At 58.3% G+C, this 15857-nt stretch carries 13 protein-coding genes; 3 read left to right on the top strand and 10 right to left on the bottom strand.

Annotation, left to right across the window (positions count from 1 at the left end; translation table 11 throughout):
• The first annotated feature begins 1 nt into the window (after position 1).
• A complete protein-coding gene (gene recR, locus QP381_RS06770; RefSeq protein WP_006680398.1) occupies positions 2-598 on the top strand; it encodes a recombination mediator RecR in 597 nt (198 codons plus the stop codon).
• Positions 599-659: 61 nt separating this feature from the next.
• On the opposite strand, the gene QP381_RS06765 is transcribed toward recR, so the two are convergent.
• From QP381_RS06765 to ptsP, 5 genes are all read right to left on the bottom strand, one after another.
• On the bottom strand, positions 660-1037 hold the full coding sequence (locus tag QP381_RS06765; RefSeq protein WP_083856915.1) for a TM2 domain-containing protein: 378 nt from the start codon (positions 1035-1037) through the stop codon (positions 660-662).
• 344 nt (positions 1038-1381) lie between these two features.
• On the bottom strand, positions 1382-2182 hold the full coding sequence (locus QP381_RS06760) for an ABC transporter ATP-binding protein (RefSeq protein ID WP_006680396.1): 801 nt from the start codon (positions 2180-2182) through the stop codon (positions 1382-1384).
• Positions 2182-3129: an ABC transporter permease gene (locus tag QP381_RS06755; RefSeq protein WP_006680395.1), complete on the bottom strand. Its 948-nt coding sequence runs from the start codon at positions 3127-3129 to the stop codon at positions 2182-2184. The genes QP381_RS06760 and QP381_RS06755 overlap by 1 nt, the downstream gene beginning before the upstream one ends.
• A 98-nt stretch (positions 3130-3227) precedes the next feature.
• The gene (locus QP381_RS06750; protein WP_285068137.1) at positions 3228-4226 is read right to left on the bottom strand and encodes an ABC transporter substrate-binding protein; all 999 of its coding nucleotides are present in this window, start codon (positions 4224-4226) and stop codon (positions 3228-3230) included.
• A 230-nt stretch (positions 4227-4456) separates the two neighbouring features.
• A complete protein-coding gene (ptsP, locus tag QP381_RS06745) occupies positions 4457-6151 on the bottom strand; it encodes a phosphoenolpyruvate--protein phosphotransferase (RefSeq protein WP_179370001.1) in 1695 nt (564 codons plus the stop codon).
• Between the two features lie 238 nt (positions 6152-6389).
• Here ptsP and QP381_RS06740 point away from each other — a divergent pair, with 238 nt between their 5' ends.
• Both QP381_RS06740 and QP381_RS06735 read left to right on the top strand, forming a co-directional pair.
• Positions 6390-7706 carry an aspartate kinase gene (locus QP381_RS06740; RefSeq protein ID WP_285068135.1) on the top strand — a complete coding sequence of 439 codons (1317 nt, stop codon included), beginning with the start codon at positions 6390-6392 and terminating at the stop codon, positions 7704-7706.
• Positions 7707-7859: 153 nt separating this feature from the next.
• The gene (locus QP381_RS06735; RefSeq protein ID WP_179369999.1) at positions 7860-8909 is read left to right on the top strand and encodes an aspartate-semialdehyde dehydrogenase; all 1050 of its coding nucleotides are present in this window, start codon (positions 7860-7862) and stop codon (positions 8907-8909) included.
• Positions 8910-8975: 66 nt separating this feature from the next.
• Here the strand turns inward: QP381_RS06735 and QP381_RS06730 are convergent, their stop codons facing one another.
• From QP381_RS06730 to QP381_RS06710, 5 genes are all read right to left on the bottom strand, one after another.
• Complete coding sequence (locus tag QP381_RS06730) at positions 8976-10088, bottom strand: ABC transporter ATP-binding protein (RefSeq protein ID WP_285068134.1); 1113 nt, start codon at positions 10086-10088, stop codon at positions 8976-8978.
• Positions 10085-12631 carry a substrate-binding domain-containing protein gene (locus QP381_RS06725; protein ID WP_285068133.1) on the bottom strand — a complete coding sequence of 849 codons (2547 nt, stop codon included), beginning with the start codon at positions 12629-12631 and terminating at the stop codon, positions 10085-10087. Before QP381_RS06725 ends, QP381_RS06730 begins: the two co-directional genes overlap by 4 nt.
• Before the next feature lie 82 nt (positions 12632-12713).
• Complete coding sequence (locus QP381_RS06720; RefSeq protein WP_285068132.1) at positions 12714-14093, bottom strand: MFS transporter; 1380 nt, start codon at positions 14091-14093, stop codon at positions 12714-12716.
• Positions 14094-14307: 214 nt separating this feature from the next.
• The gene (locus tag QP381_RS06715; RefSeq protein WP_285068130.1) at positions 14308-15000 is read right to left on the bottom strand and encodes a response regulator transcription factor; all 693 of its coding nucleotides are present in this window, start codon (positions 14998-15000) and stop codon (positions 14308-14310) included.
• Positions 15000-15824, bottom strand: coding sequence for a sensor histidine kinase (locus QP381_RS06710; RefSeq protein WP_219810995.1), 825 nt, complete (start codon positions 15822-15824; stop codon positions 15000-15002). Before QP381_RS06710 ends, QP381_RS06715 begins: the two co-directional genes overlap by 1 nt.
• Between the last annotated feature and the right edge of the window lie 33 nt (positions 15825-15857).

Below are 15857 nucleotides of genomic sequence, written 5' to 3'. Positions count from 1 at the left end.
CATGTACGAAGGTGCTCTTCAAGATTTGATTGATGAGTTCGGTCAGCTTCCCGGAATCGGACCGAAGTCTGCACAACGCATGGCCATGCACATATTGGATGCGGAACCAGATGACGTTGCTCGACTCGTCGATGCTATTCAGGCGGTGCGGAAAAAGGTTCACCACTGCTCGGTGTGCGCGAACCTGACAGAAGAAGAAACCTGTTCTATCTGCAGAGACGTCCGGCGTGACCCCACAATGATCTGCGTCGTCGAAGAACCGAAAGACATCCAAGCGATCGAAGCGTCACGGGTATTCCGCGGACGCTACCACGTGCTCGGCGGGGTCATCGACCCGATCCGTGGCATCGGCCCCGAGCAACTCCGCATCCGTCAACTGTTGTCGCGTCTTGAAGACGATCAGATTACCGAGGTCATTATCGCGACCAACCCGAATGTCGAAGGCGACGCAACCGCTGCGTTCATCGTCAGAATGTTGAAGAGCATCGGCGTTTCAACATCGCGTCTTGCCATGGGCTTGCCAATGGGTGGCGACCTTGAATACGCCGACTCGAAGACTCTGGGTCGGGCCCTTGAAGGACGAACCGCCCTGGGTTGACAGTGCCATCCCAGAGCGGTGCGGTGTGTTCGGACTGCAAGTCCGACACAGACGAAGAAACTTAGTCGGTGAGCTCAATGCCGTTGCCGTCGCGGTGCCACTCGCTACCCGGAGCGGACACCAGAATGAGGATGCCTTCAATGAAGCCCCACAGCGAAGCAACACCGAAGGTGAAGATCGTCAGAACCAGCTGAATGACAGCGCGGGTGGTGCGACCAAGGTAAAAGTTGTGGATGCCAAAACCTCCAAGGAAGATGCCCAGGATACCGGCGATAATCTTCGACTTCTGCTGGTAGCCCGCCGGGCCGGAGGGTGCGAATGTAGGCTGGCCGTAAGGCTGTCCCTGCTGGGCGTAAGCTTGCTCTTGGTTGGTGTACTGCGGGTCTGATTGGCCGTTGAACTGCGGAGTCGGCGTTGTCATCGTATGAACTCGTTTCATTGTGAGAACGTTTACGCCACTAAGGTACTGAATACTTACTACGGACACAAGGAAATGTCACGACCTAGACCATGTGTGCAGTGAATGATCACAGGGAACCCACAGCAGGCGAGCGGGACAGATAGTGAGCTAGCGAAACAATCTGGGCATGAGTCCAGCATCTGAATCGTCATGTGTTCGCTCTGATGGCACGCTCGCTCGCATCCTTGGCGTGGATGAAGAGTCTTCGCTTGCCGTCTGCCGTTGTCGCCTAGTGGTTTAACCGTGAAAAGCAGTGTTGGGGGAGTACATCATTGACGTGCTCCCCCAACACTGTTGGTAACGCTTCAGTGCGTCACCGGGTGCTAGGCCAAGAGAGTGCGGTCAGAGAGTCCCTCTCCATCTTTGCCTCGCAGCTTATCGAACTCCGCAAGAAGGGAATCGACAGTTGCATTCTTCTTTTCTTCACCCGCCAACTCGAACATGATGCGACCTTCGTGCATCATGATCAGGCGGTTGCCCATGGAGAGTGCCTGCTCCATGTTGTGCGTGACCATCAGCGTCGTCAGATTCTTCGACGCGACAGCATCTCGGGTCAGCTCGGTAATCAGAGCAGCACGCTTCGGGTCAAGAGCGGCGGTGTGTTCATCAAGAAGCAGGACGCGCGGGTTAGAGAAGGTCGCCATCGTCAGCGACAGAGCCTGACGTTGGCCACCGGACAGCAGACCAACCTTGGCAGTCAGACGATTCTCGAGGCCCTGTTCGAGAGGTGCCAGAATGTCTCGGAATATGGCGCGCTTCTTCGCTGTCAGAGCAGGCCCCAGGGTTCGGCGGTTGCCTCGTGACCATGCGAGCGCAAGATTCTCTTCGATCGAAAGGTGGGGCGCGGTGCCAGCCATCGGATCCTGGAAGACACGCGAAACGTAGCGCGCAACCGCATAATCCGGAAGCTTCGTGATGTCCGTATCATCGATTGTCACGCGTCCCACGTCAGCCTGGTAACGGCCAGAAATAACATTCAGCAGTGTCGACTTGCCGGCGCCGTTTGAGCCGATGATCGTGACGAAGTCACCCTCGTCAAGGTGGAGTGAAATATCGCGAAGCGCCACGCGCTCGTTGACGGTACCGCGGAAGAATGTCTTAGTGACGGCTTCGATATCAAGCATCAGAGCACCACCTTTTCGTTGTCGCGCTCTTCAGGCGTGTGCGTAATGTCAGGCTCGGGAACCAGTGTGTGGGCGCGACGGCGCTCGCGGATCTTCGAGAAGAAACCGACGCGAGGAATCATCAGGGCGAGGAACACGATGATTGCGCTGATCAGCTTCATGTCATTCGCTTCAAGGAACTCGATGCCGAGGGCAAGCTGGATGATGACGCGGTAGACGATCGAGCCGATCACGACGAACAGCGAGGTCATCCACATGCCACGCGACCCGATCAGTGCGGTACCGATAATGACCGATGCCAGGCCGGCAACAATCAAACCGATGCCCATCGAAATGTCGGCGTAGCCCTGGTACTGAGCGACAAGAGCGCCAGAGGCGGCAACGAGGCCATTTGAAAGGGCAAGGCCGATAATCTTCATCGTTCCTGTGGGAACACCCTGGGCGCGAGCCATACCTTCGTTGTCACCGGTCGAGCGCATGCCAAGACCGATCTGGGTGGACAAGAACCAGTTGAAGGCGGTGGTGACGACGCCGATCAAGACGGCGAAGATAACGACGGATGCCCACGAGCCGTTCAGGCCCGCCTCGCGCAGGGGAGTGAGGACAGTTTCTACACCACGAAGAAGCGGAACATTTGCTTTGCCGAGAATACGCAGATTGATCGAGTACAGGCCGATCTGCGTCAAAATTCCGGCAAGCAGGGGGTGGATGCCTGCTTTGACGTGAAGGAAACCGGTAATTGAGCCCGCAATACAACCGGCAAAGAAGCCGGCGATCGAGGCAAGCCACGGGTTCTGGCCGGCGGTGATCATGATTGCTGCAACCGCTGCGCCCGTTGTAAAGGATGAGTCGACGGTGAGGTCAGCGATATCGAGTACTCGGAATGTCAGGTACACGCCGAGTGCCATGAGGCCGTAGATCAGGCCAAGGTCGAGAGCTGTAAGCACTGGTTTTCCTTTTCAGGGTTTGTTTTCACGCGCAGGTGCTCAGGAACATTGGTTGTTCACTGAGCACCTGTGCGTGGGTTGCGCGTCAGCGCGTTGAGTTATTCTCCGACCAGGACGGCAGTGTCCTTGAGAGCATCCGGAAGAGTCAAACCGATTGCTTCAAGTGTCGTCTTATTGACGGTCAGTTTGTATTCGGTCTGGGATTCGACAGGCATGGTGGCAGGCTCGGCGCCTTCGGTGAGGATCTTGATTGCCATCTGGCCGGTCTGGTAGCCGAGTGCGTTGTAGTCGATGCCGTATGTGGCAAGCGCACCCTTAGCAACGGAATCAGCTTCGCCTGCGATCAACGGAATTTTTGCATCTTCAGCTGCCTGGACGACAGAAGCGAATGCAGAGACGACGGTGTTATCGGTCGGGACGTAGATAGCGTCGACCGTGCCTGCCAGATCCTGGGCTGCCTGCTGAACTTCGGCGGAGTTCGTGATGGTCGTTTCCTTCACGGAAAGGCCTTCGGATTCGGCTATCGTCTTGGCAAGCTTCACCTGGACTTCGGAGTTCACTTCACCGGACGAGTAGATGATGCCGATGCTCTTCGCCCCGGGTGTGAACTGCTTGACCAGCTTGATCTGCTCTTCGACCGGGTTCATGTCGGTGGTGCCCGTTAGGTTCGAGCCAGGGGCGTCGAGCGAGTCTACGAGCTGAGCAGAAACCGGGTCGGTGACGGATGTGAACAGGACGGGAGTGTCAACGATGGATTGCGCAATTGCCTGAGCTGAAGGGGTTGCGATAGCCAGGATCAGGTCGTGATCTGCTTCTGCGAACTTCGCTGCGATCGAAGTTGCGGTTGCCTGATCACCCTGGGCGTTCTGTTCGTCGAACTTCACGTTCAAGCCAGCGTCGGTAAACGCCTGCTTAAAGCCTTCACGTGCAGCATCGAGCGAGGTGTGAGTGGTGATCTGGCTGATGCCGATTGAGTATTCCTCAGACGCGCCGGCTGTTCCCGATTCGGATCTGGTCGATGCTGAGCCGGAGCATCCAGCAAGGACAAGGGCGAGCGCTGCGCCAGTGACGGCACTGATCTGCGCGGTGCGTTTCATGGTGAACTCCACGTGTTGACGTTTACGGTTGGAGGGGCAGCCGGGCTGACCTTCTTCCATGACGCTAACGAGTGAAGTGGTTTTCAGGGAGTGGGTGTTCAGTGGGTGAACATAGAGCGGTCGAAAATATCTCAGAATATGAAACGGGCTACTCTGTTTTCAGCATGCTGATTCTTAGTCGAAACAAAAACGGCTAAAAATCAGGCAAAAACGGTGCTCAATGAAAGAACTCACTCAAGTCCAAGAGCTTGGCGCGCGCGATAGCGCCCATCGCCACCATCGAAGGCGCCGACAAGCGCATCGGCGGCTGCGCGACACTGCTCAAGAGAAACCTGACCAAGCTGGGCGCCCACACCGGAAATCGCACTTGATGCCATCGACAACGATGTCACACCCATGCCCACAAGCACGCACGCAAGAAGCGGATCGGCGGCTGCTTCACCGCACACGCCAACGGGCTTGCCCAACCGCAGGCCAGCTTTGACGACCTTACGGATCAGCGCAAGCGGTGCGGGCTGCCACGGATCGGAGTACTCCGCCAGGTTTGCTGACAGACGGTCAGCGGCCATCGTGTACTGGGTCAGGTCATTCGTACCGATAGAAACAAAGTCCACGTACTCCATGATCTGGTCGATCAGGATCGCGGTCGCGGGAACCTCGACCATCACGCCAGCCTTCAAAGACACGCCAAAAACGTCGTTGCGTTCGTTAATCAACCCGGCAAACCAGCGTGCTTCAGCGGCAGTAGCGATCATCGGTGCCATCACCCACACGTCGGTGTCGGGGGCAGTCATGGCTGCGACGGCAATCGCGTCCAGCTGATTAGCCAGAACATTCGGGTGAATGCCGTTAATCCGGATACCGCGAACACCCAGCGCGGGGTTCGGCTCATCACGTAGCGTCGCGTAGGCAACGGGCTTGTCAGATCCTGCATCCAGAGTGCGAATCACAACCTTCGAGCCGCTCCATGCCAGCAGTGCCTGAGAATAGGAGCGCGCTTGCTCTTCGACGCTGGGCTCAGTCGGGTGGTCAAGGAATGCCAGCTCGGTGCGCATCAAACCGACGCCCTCAGCGAAGCCGGACTCGTGAGCCGAAGTAGCGCTGGGCCCGTCCTGAACGTTCGCCAACAGTTGGACATGCACCCCATCCGAGGTCTGCGCGGGACCCGTCCATGAACGAATCAGTTCCAGTCGCGCTGCATCAGCCCGGACCTTTTCGAGTGCCACGGCCTCGTCGATTCCGGTTGTGATCGCACCCGTCCCACCGTCGACCAAGACGGGCACCTCCGACGCGATCTGGTCCACCTGGCGTGCTGCCACGATGCACGGAATCGCCAGCTGACGCGAAATGATCGACGTGTGCGAGGTCGGACCACCTAACTGAGTCACGATCGCGACGCACACATTCGTGTCCAAGCTTGCGGTGTCAGCGGGCGACAGATCATCCGCCAACAGGACAAACGGGCAATCGCAGTCCGGGATGCCCGGTTCAGGCACGCCCTGAAGGTGCGCGATCACGCGGTCACGAACGTCGCGCAAGTCGGTCGTGCGCTCCGCCATCACACCGCCGGCAGTCTCGAACATGACGACGAACCGCTCGGTCGCCTTCATCACCGCCTGAATCGCGGGGATGCCGTCGCGGATGCGCTTCGACACGTCCTTCGTCCACGCGCGGTCAGTGGCCAGCGACGAGGTCACGATCAGAACGTCAGCCGCTTGTCCGGTGGTTTTCGAAGCACGATTCATGAGCGAGTAAGCCACGGCATTTGCACAATCAAGGAAGCGACTTACTTCGGCTTCGCGGACATCCTCCGGCAAAGCAGGAGCCGACTCAGGCGGAAGTTCAGGCCTGCGCACCCAGAGTGCCGGGGCGTAGGCAACACCTTGAACAACAGGAGTTCCATAGATTGTGATCGGGTCAGCCATGCGAGCCTCCTTGCTCAACGGGTCACGTGCTGTGACCAGCATAAAAGCTGACTTGGACTCAAGCGATTGTCAACCCTGAGCCTGCACAAGTGACCTAGAAGAGCCCTGATTGATGTTTCGTTTGTCCGCCTATTGTGTTTCCTTTGCCCGTATGGCGGTCGCACTCGAGCTAGATAGGGCGCATCTCTAGGATGAAAGGACGCACGAAGGTGCGTAGTAAAAGAAGAAATGGGGAATCGTGGCACTCATCGTGCAGAAGTACGGTGGCTCATCCGTCGCAGATGTTGAAGCGATGAAACGAGTCGCCCGCCGAGTCGTCGAAACTCACCAGGCAGGACACCAAGTCGTTGTCGTCGTATCCGCAATGGGCGACACTACCGACGACCTGCTCGACACAGCCACGCAAATCACCCAGCACGCTCCCGAACGCGAGATGGACATTCTGCTGTCCGCCGGCGAGCGCATCTCCATGTCCCTGCTGTCCATGGCAGTCAACGAACTCGGCGTTCAAGCCCAGGCGTTCACCGGCGCTCAGGCCGGCATTAAAACGACTTCACACTATGGGCGTGCCCAGATCGTCGGTCTGGTAACCGAACGCATTGCCCGCACCGTCAAAGACGGCCACGTTGCCATCGTCGCAGGGTTCCAAGGAATCTCCGAAGATGACGACGTCACCACGCTGGGCCGTGGCGGATCGGATACGACCGCAGTCGCGCTCGCGGCAGCCCTGCACGCTGATGTCTGCGAAATTTACACCGACGTCGACGGCCTGTTCTCTGCAGATCCTCGTATTGTCCCCAAGGCGCACCGTCTGCGTCGCGTCACCCAGGAAGAAACCCTCGAACTCGCTGCGCACGGAGCAAAGATTCTGCACCTGCGCGCCGTCGAATTCGCGCGTCGCTACAAGGTGCCGCTCCACGTCCGCTCATCGTTCTCAGAAAAGAACGGCACCTGGATCTTCGACGGTCCAGCAAACCCAGAACTTAAGGGACTCGTTCCCTCAGCCGCACTTGTCGATCCGCAGGAGGACCCCATGGAACAGCCAATCATCTCCGGTATCGCCCACGACCGCTCCCAGGACAAGATCACCGTCACCAACCTGCCGAACACCCCCGGTATGGCAGCGCGCGTCTTCTCCATCTGCGCCGAGGTCGGCGCAAATATCGACATGATCGTTCAGAACGTTCCAGTCTCTGACTCGACCCGCGCGAACGTGACCTTCACGCTTCCCGAAGGCGATGCGCAGCGCACGCTCAACGCTCTTGAAGCTGCGCGCGACGAAATCGGCTTCGACCAGTTGCGTTACAACCCGAACATCGGCAAGCTCTCGCTGGTCGGCGCGGGCATGCGCACCAACCCGGGCGTGTCCGCCAAGCTGTTCGAGGCCCTGTCTGATGCCGACATCAACATCGAGATGATTTCGACTTCCGAAATTCGTATCTCCGTTGTTACCCGCCTCGACGATCTTGACCGCGCAGTCCAGGCCGTCCACACGGCATTCGGCCTTGACGCCACCGAATCTGAGGCAGTCGTCTACGGTGGCACCGGGCGTTGAAAGGCGTAGCGCCTGTTGCTCCGCCCCCTTATAGGGATAGGGGAGAAACGCTAGGTGGCCTCGTCAATCTAAAATCGCAGACTTCCGCGTGAAAACCACGCCGGATCCCTCGGTCGCCCCACCGTATGGGCGCCCACACCAAAGGAGAAAACAATGACCGGACTGAACGTCGCAGTCGTCGGAGCAACCGGACAGGTTGGCCGAGTCATGCGCACTCTGCTCGAAGAGCGCGACTTTCCCGTGAAGTCGATTCGCTTCTTTTCTTCTGCTCGCTCGGCGGGCACGACCCTGACTTTCAAGGGTGAAGAGATTACGGTCGAAGACGTCGACACCGCGAACTACGACGGTATCGATATTGCTGTTTTCTCTGCGGGTGCCTCGGCCTCGCTTGAGTACGCGCCGAAGTTCGTTGCTGCCGGCGCGGTTGTTGTCGACAACTCTTCCGCATGGCGCAAGGACTCGGACGTGCCACTGGTCGTGTCTGAGGTCAACCCCGAAGACATCGCGAACCGTCCCAAGGGCATCATCGCGAACCCGAACTGCACGACCATGGCAGCTATGCCGGTCCTGCGCCCGTTGGTTGACAAGGCGGGTGGCCTGAAGCGCCTGTTCGTCTCGTCCTACCAGGCAGTCTCCGGTTCCGGTGTGAAGGGCGTCGAAGAACTCGTGCGCCAGACCGAAGCCAGCGTCACTCAGAATCTTGCCGGTCTTGCACTGGATGGCCGCGCGGTCACTCTGCCCGATCCGCAGGTCTACGTCGCCCCGATCGCATTCGACGTTGTGGCTCTGGCCGGTTCGATCGTTGACGATGGATCGGAAGAGACCGATGAAGAGCAGAAACTCCGCAACGAGTCCCGCCGAATCCTACACATCCCGGACCTCAAGGTGTCGGGCACCTGCGTCCGCGTCCCCGTTTTCACCGGCCACACGCTTTCGATCCACGCCGAATTCTCCGGCGCTATCACCCCCGACGAGGCGCGTTCCGTTCTGGCAACCGCTGATGGTGTACGCATCGTCAACGTTCCGACTCCGCTTGAAGCTGCGGGGCGCGACGAGGTTCTGGTCGGTCGTATCCGCCAGGATCAGGCTGTCGATGACAACTGCGGTCTGGTTCTGGTCGTCGCCGGCGACAACCTGCGTAAGGGCGCTGCCCTCAACGCGATCCAGGTCGCCGAACTGGTGGCAGCTGAACTGCTTGCCTGACCAGGCGCATCAAGCCAAGCCTAGGGAAGGGGCGCTGGTGGGATGAAACCCCAGCGCCCCATTTCTTTACGCGACTTCGTTGTCCGCATCTGAGCTCGGAAGCACCCACCCCGACGTCACATCAAACTCAACCAGTGCACCGACTTCAAAGGGAATTGATGTGTCGGGCGTGCGGACAACCAACGTCCCGATCTCGGTTTCTACGTCATAGGACATATGGGATCTGACGAACGAAGCGGAAACGATTTGCCCGTGACGCCCGATCACCGAATACGGGGCACTGGGAGTCAAATGAATATTCTCGGGCGGAATGCTGATCTGAACGTCTCCCGGCTTCGTGTCGTGGGGAGCAGGAATCGAATAGGCCACAGTCCCACACGTCACCGTTGCCAGAAGAAGCGATGAATCGGGAGCCTCATCAACACTTTCGACCGTGCCCGACACGATGTTGGGGATGCCCATCAGGTGCGCAACTTCGATGGAACTCGGTTGCGCATACAGCATCCGCGCGGTGTCGATCTGCAGGCACCGCCCCGAATCCAACAGCATGATTCGATCGGCGACCAGACACGCTTCGGTCACATCGTGCGTCACGTAGAGAACTGCACTGCCCAAGCGTCGAACCTCGCGAATCAGGGAAGCTCGGATCGTTGACGCAACGGATGCGCCCACGTGCGCGAGGGGCTCGTCCAACAGCAGGACGGAGGGTCGTCGCACAAGTGTCCGTGCCAGAGCGACGCGTTGAGCCTGACCGCCCGACAGCTGGTAGGGGTAGCGTGATGCTAGGCCGACGATACCCATGCGAACCATGATCGAATCGATCAAAGACTCGCGTTGAGCAGGGGGAACATTCGTACTATCCAGCGCGAAAGCAATGTTTTCGTGGACGTTCATATGATTGAACAACGAGGGCGTCTGAAAAAGTAGGCCGGTTGGGCGTTTTCCTGCGGGAAGAGTGGTGATGTCCGAGCCGTCAACGACGATGGAGCCACTTCTGGCCGCTTCGATGCCCGCAAGGGTATGTAAGAGCGTTGTCTTGCCGCACCCCGACGGTCCAACGACAGCAAGGATCTCGGCCGGGGCAACGTCGAATGAAATGTCGCTCAGGATGCGTGAGCCACGGTGAACGTCCAGACCACAAACATGCAGTCCGGAGTTCATGTGAGTAGAGGTTGTCATAGGCCCTTCCTGGCATATCCGGAGTGACGTGTCGTTGAGGTAATGAATGCGATGCCCAAACTAATCATGACGAGGGCAGATGATGCGGCGAGCGTGCCAAGAGCTAACACTGACCAGTGATCGCCGTGGATGCCAAGTGGAAGAAGCGCAACGGCTGGGAACGCGGAACCGACGGGGACAACGAACGCCGAGGGGGCGCTCATACACATGAGCAACCCGCTGAGTGCTGCAAACACACCGATCAGTCGACCTGCCAAGGCGGGAATCACCACTGTGAGAGTGGTGCGCGTAGTGCTTGCTCCCAGTTCTTCCGCGGTCCTCATCGCTTGGCGAACAGAGAGCAGTGAGAACGACATCAGGAAATATGAGGCCGGCAGGGCAAGAAGAAGATTGGTGAGAACCACCGTCAGCATGCCACCCGCAATCGAGCCACCACCCAACAAACGTGGCAGGATCGTGTGGTCGCCGATTGATATCGGGTGTTGGAAAACTAAGTGAATCAGAATTCCGCCGGCAATGGGGGCGGACAACAAGGCAGTCAGGAACAGGGCGTTGATCGCGCGGGGGAATGCCCAGCGGTGCCTGGCAATCAAGAATCCTATTGCTGCGCTCAGCGGGACGATGCCCAGGATCAGCAGTGATTCTCTGACGGTCTGCCCCAAGAGTTCCGCAGATGCGGTGTGGATGAACCAATTGGACGCTCCGACGAGCATCACGATGATGATTCCTGCACTCATAATTACGAATATCAACGCGAAGGGGATGACGCTTGCGGATAGCGTCGGAAGGTATTCCTTCAGCGGGGTTGGGTACGTTGTCTGCCGGGCTGTGTAACGAGTCAGCGTCAAGCTACGCAAAACGATGAACGTGGTCGCGGACGCGACTCCAACGTAGATGAGTGCGATGTGAGTGGGGACGGAAGAATCGAGTCCTGAGTTCAACGCATTGAGCGCCAACACCGGTAGGTACGGTTCAGCCGACGCGTTCGTGCTTGTTGCTGATACGTCGGAAGCTGCCATGAATGTGGTCAACGCGAATGCGGGGATCAGGGCTGCTCGGATGCGTGGAGCAAGAAGCTTTTTAAAAATGTTTCGCTCGGGGCTCCCGAAAGTGACTGCTGTTTGGACTTCGCCGTGGTTGAAGGACGACAGGATGAAGCTCAGCATGAGGACAGCGAAGGGGCTTGCGTTGATGGCAAGCGCGACGACGATTGTTGCCTGCGAGTAGGGTGGGGCGCCCATCCAGATCAGTGCTTGAGCGATGACTGCCGGTGGGATCAGTGCAGGCAAGAGTGCTGGAAGAATCCAGATGAATGTTCGTCGGGAGCGCAGGTACAGGGGGAGTGCGATTGTGATTCCGAGGATTGTCGCACCCAGTCCGGCTAATGTGCTGATTTTCAGCGTGCGAATGGCAGTGGGGACGAGGTCACTCCATGACAGTTCATCGGCTAGAGGTAAAGATTCAGTGTCTGACACGTGGTGGTTGGCGCGGGGCGCGCCAATGGGGGCGGGTGCGTCCTGGGTGGACGATGGAAGGTAGACGTCTTTCGTCCATCGCTTAATCAGGGTGGCGCGCTGAAGGGAGGCCGCGCTGGGATCCTCGCCGAAGATTGATATTCCGAGTGTTTCAAGACGTCGTGAAATGTGTTCGGGGAGGCGCGTACTGACGGGAGATTGGTCTGCGACCTCGGCACCGAGCGCCTGTCCTTCGTCGCTGACAACCCACTGCAGGAACTTTTGTGCGTCCTCTGATTCGCGAGTGCGTCGGGGAAGAGATGCTGCTCCGATTTCGAAGCCGGTTCCGTCAAGTGGGTAGGTGACCATGACGTCGGCGCCATGGTGTGCTTCAAGGCGACAGTAGTTGTCGAAAGTGATGGATGCGGGTGAGCGTCCGATTGCGACAAGGTGTGCGGGGTCGGTTCCTGAGTTCACGTAGGTCAGGGTGTGAGCGTCGACTTGGCGCAGGAATTGGATTGCTTGCGAGGCGCTGCCGAAGCGTTCTTTCTGCACGTTCAAGAATGTTGCTGCTGTTCCCGAGGTCAGGGGAGAAGGGACGATCAGGGGGAGGGAAGTTGATGACAGGTCCTGCCAGCTTCGAAGACCTTCTGGGGATCGTGTGACCGTTCGTGACTGGCAGAAGGACAAGATGCCACCGTAAATCCCGAACCACGATCGAGAGTGGAAAGCATCGGGTAGCCCACTGGTGTCAACGTCCGGGGCAAGGCGAAGTAGTCCGAGGTTTTCGGCTTGGACGTGCGCTTCGGCTGGACCACCAACCCAGACGTCGAATTCTGAGTGGGCGCGGGTTGATATCAGGCGAGCAAGGGCTTCTGACGTTGGTGCTCGTACGACGTCGACGCTTGTTTCTTCGCGTTGCTCGTAGCGCCTAGCTAGAGCTTCGCACACCGTTGACGTGTTGGAGCACAGGATTCTGAGGTCCGGCTTTGAGTCTGCGAAAAGAAGAAAGAGCGGCGAGATGCTGATGATCCCCACGATTGCCACCGCGATCAGTGAACTGAGGCGGCTTTGGCGTAGGGATTTCATAGGAACCAGACTAGTGCGAGGATGCAGTATCGCCGGCGACCAAGATTGGGAAGTCGCCGGCGATACACATCGGGGAAGAAGGTCACGTATTGGCTACGTGACGCTTCATGAGGGCGCGTTCCTCCTTGCCGACGATCATCATCAGGATGACGGCGACGACGGCAACGACAATAAGGAAGCCGTAGGCGATGTTCCAGCCGAAGTTGTGGATCAGCAGACCAACGCCGGACGATGCCAGGGTTGCGCCGAGCAGGTATCCGAAGAGGCCGGTGAAGCCAGCTGCGGTGCCCGCAACATTCGTGGGTGAAAGGTCGATTGCTTGAAGACCGATCAGCATGACCGGGCCGTAGATCAGGCCACCGATGACGGCGATGAGCAGGTAGAAGACCCAGATGGGGGCGCTGTGAGGCATGAGCCAGTAGGCGAGAAGAGAAATGCCAACGCCTGCCAGGAAGAGGATGCCTGCGCCTGAACGCCAGCCCTTGAAGATCTTGTCGGAAACCCAGCCACAGAGCAGGGTGCCGGCGATGCCGGCGCCTTCGTAGATTGCGAAGCCAAGGATGCCTTCCTTGACGTTGACGCCGTGAACCTGTTCGGTCAGGTAGATCGGGATCCAGTTGAGGACGCCGTAGCGGAGCGTATAGACGAAGACGTTGGTGACGGCCAGGAGGACGACGACGCGGTTGGTCAGGACGTGCTTGAACAGCATTTCCTTCCACGGCATATCCGAGGTTTCCTTCACCTTTGCCGGGTCGTTGCGGTATTCCTCGATCGGCGGAAGGCCGAGGGCTTCGGGGCGGTCGCGGACAAGGATCAGTGCAATGAGGGCGACGATGAGCGCTGCGATTGCCGGTGCCCAGAAGGCGGGACGCCAGTCAGCATCGGAGGTTGCGAAGGTGTCGAGTGCCCAAGCGGAGAGCAGGCCGACGCCCGCGCCACCAACGTTGTGTGCACAGTTCCAGATCGAGGTCATCCAGCCACGTTCGGTGGTGGAGAACCAGTGGACCAGGACGCGACCTGAGGGAGGCCAGCCCATGCCCTGGAACCAGCCGTTGATGAACATCATGATCGCGAAGAGGCCGACTGATGCGGAAAGAACGGGCACGAATGCGATCAGCAGGTTCATGATTGCCGAGAGTGCCAGGCCGATCGGCATGAAGTAGCGTGCGTTTGCGCGGTCGGACAGCATGGCCATAAAGAACTTCGACAGGCCGTATGCGAAGAGCACTGCATTGGCAACGATGCCGATGCCGGCAGCGTTCATGATGTCGTGTTCCTTTAGGATTGCCGACACTAGTGACACATTGTTACGGATCAGGTAGAAGCCGGCGTATCCGAGGAAGATTCCCATGAACACCTTGAAGCGCCATGAGCGGTACATCGAGTCGACGCGTTCGGGGCTGACGGGCGGTGCTGCCGGTGGCGCCGAAAGGAAACCCAAAGAGTTTGACTGGGAAGACAACAGTGTCTCCTTTAGTTGAAGAGTTAAGACTCAACGATTGTGTCTTCTGGTTGGTGACAATTCGGGCGGGTTTTGGTGGCGTTTGGAAACAGTGCTGTTACCAAAGTGGGCGGGCTACGTTCCAGAGTGTGCGGGCTAGGTGCGTGCGCGCAGTCTGGCGGACATAAGTGGGGGCACGAGGCCCCTTATCAAGCGCGAGTGCTCAAAGTCAGCGTTATGAGGCCTCGATGACGAAACGGTAACCTCGTCCCCTGACCGACTGGATACACGAAGAGTCGATGCCCGCACGTTCTAGCTGACGGCGAAGGCGATACATCGTTGTTTTGATCATGTCGTGTGCGCCGACTTGGTCGGTTGTGGACCAGCCTTCGCTGAGGAGGTCTCGCCAGGGGATGTCCTGGTTTGGTCGCGAGGCTAGGATTGTCAGGACACGCTGTTCGGTAGGGCTGAGCGGAATGACGACTCCGTCCCAGGTTATGCGTTGCATATCAGCGTCGATGGTGATGGGCCCGAGGTGCACGGATTCTTGTTGTCGTACAGGCTGGGTTCGCCTGACGATTGCTTGGGCGCGCAGTGCGAGCTCGCGGGGACTGAAGGGTTTGGTCACGTAGTCGTCGGCGCCTGCCTCGAGGCCAACGATACGGTCTTCTTCATCACCAAGGGCAGTAAGCAAAATGATCGGAACCGCCATGCCGGCGCCACGGATTCTTCGGGTCAGGTCAACGCCTGATCCGGTCGGCGTCATGACGTCAAGGACAACCAGATCAACACTGCGATCTTGAAGGTATTGCCAGGCTTTTGTGGTGTTGGGTTTCGTTTCGCACGTGAAGCCTTGGGTTTCCAGCGCGAAGGCGATGATTGAGAGCATCTGGGGTTCGTCGTCGACGATAAGCGCGTGCTGTCTCATCACTTCCCCTTCGGCAGTACAACGTGGATGACCGTGCCACACTCAGGCAACGAGTCCACCATAATTCTGCCACCGTGCGCCTCGATTATTCGTTGGGAGACCATCAGTCCGATTCCGGATCCCCGGCCATCGGTGGTTTCCGACGTGAAAGCGTCGAACATTTTTTCTTGGGTTTCAGGGGTAATTCCCGGGCCGGAGTCCTCGACGGTGATTTGCGCTCCGCCATCTTCGGTTGAGGCGACGCTGATCGTGATCGGCGAGGTGCCGTCTCCGTGGTGGAGTGAGTTGTTGATCAGGTTCCACATGACTTGCCGGAGCATGGAAGCGTTCGCGTGGATGTTGAGGACTCCCCCGACCGCGTTCACATGGATGGGGATGTCGGTGATGCGTCGCATTTCTCGTGCGGTTGAGGCAACGATGTCTCTCACGTCGACGAGCTCGGTTGACAGTGTTCCGCCACGTGAGAGTTTGAGGTCGGTGATGATTGACTCGGTCAGGTCGATGACCTGCTGAGTGTTCGTTGTCATGGTGCGAACGAAGTGGTGTTGCTGTTCGTTCAGGTCGCCAGCAAGACCTTCTTCGAGCAGTTCGCCGGCTCCGCGGATGAGTGCCAGCGGAGTACGGATTTCGTGGGCGATGATGGCGGGCCGGTATCTCAGCAGATCGTCGCCTGTTTCGTCATCGTGATTCTTCTTTTTCAGCAGGATGGCACCTCGCGTTTTTTCGCCGTTGTGCGCCCGTGAAATGACGTAAATCAGGGTGATTGCGGTTGCAATAAACAAAAGCCACCCGACGATTGTGAAGATCATCGTCGGGTGGCTCATGGTCCAAGTGTGTCGCTAATAGTGCGACTTGCC

It is taken from the genome of Pauljensenia sp. UMB6358 (genome assembly GCF_030216865.1).
In the GTDB taxonomy this organism is placed as follows: Bacteria; Actinomycetota; Actinomycetes; order Actinomycetales; family Actinomycetaceae; genus Pauljensenia; species Pauljensenia turicensis_A.
Note: the sequence above shows the minus strand (reverse complement) of the source record. Positions and strands in the feature narration are given on the sequence as shown.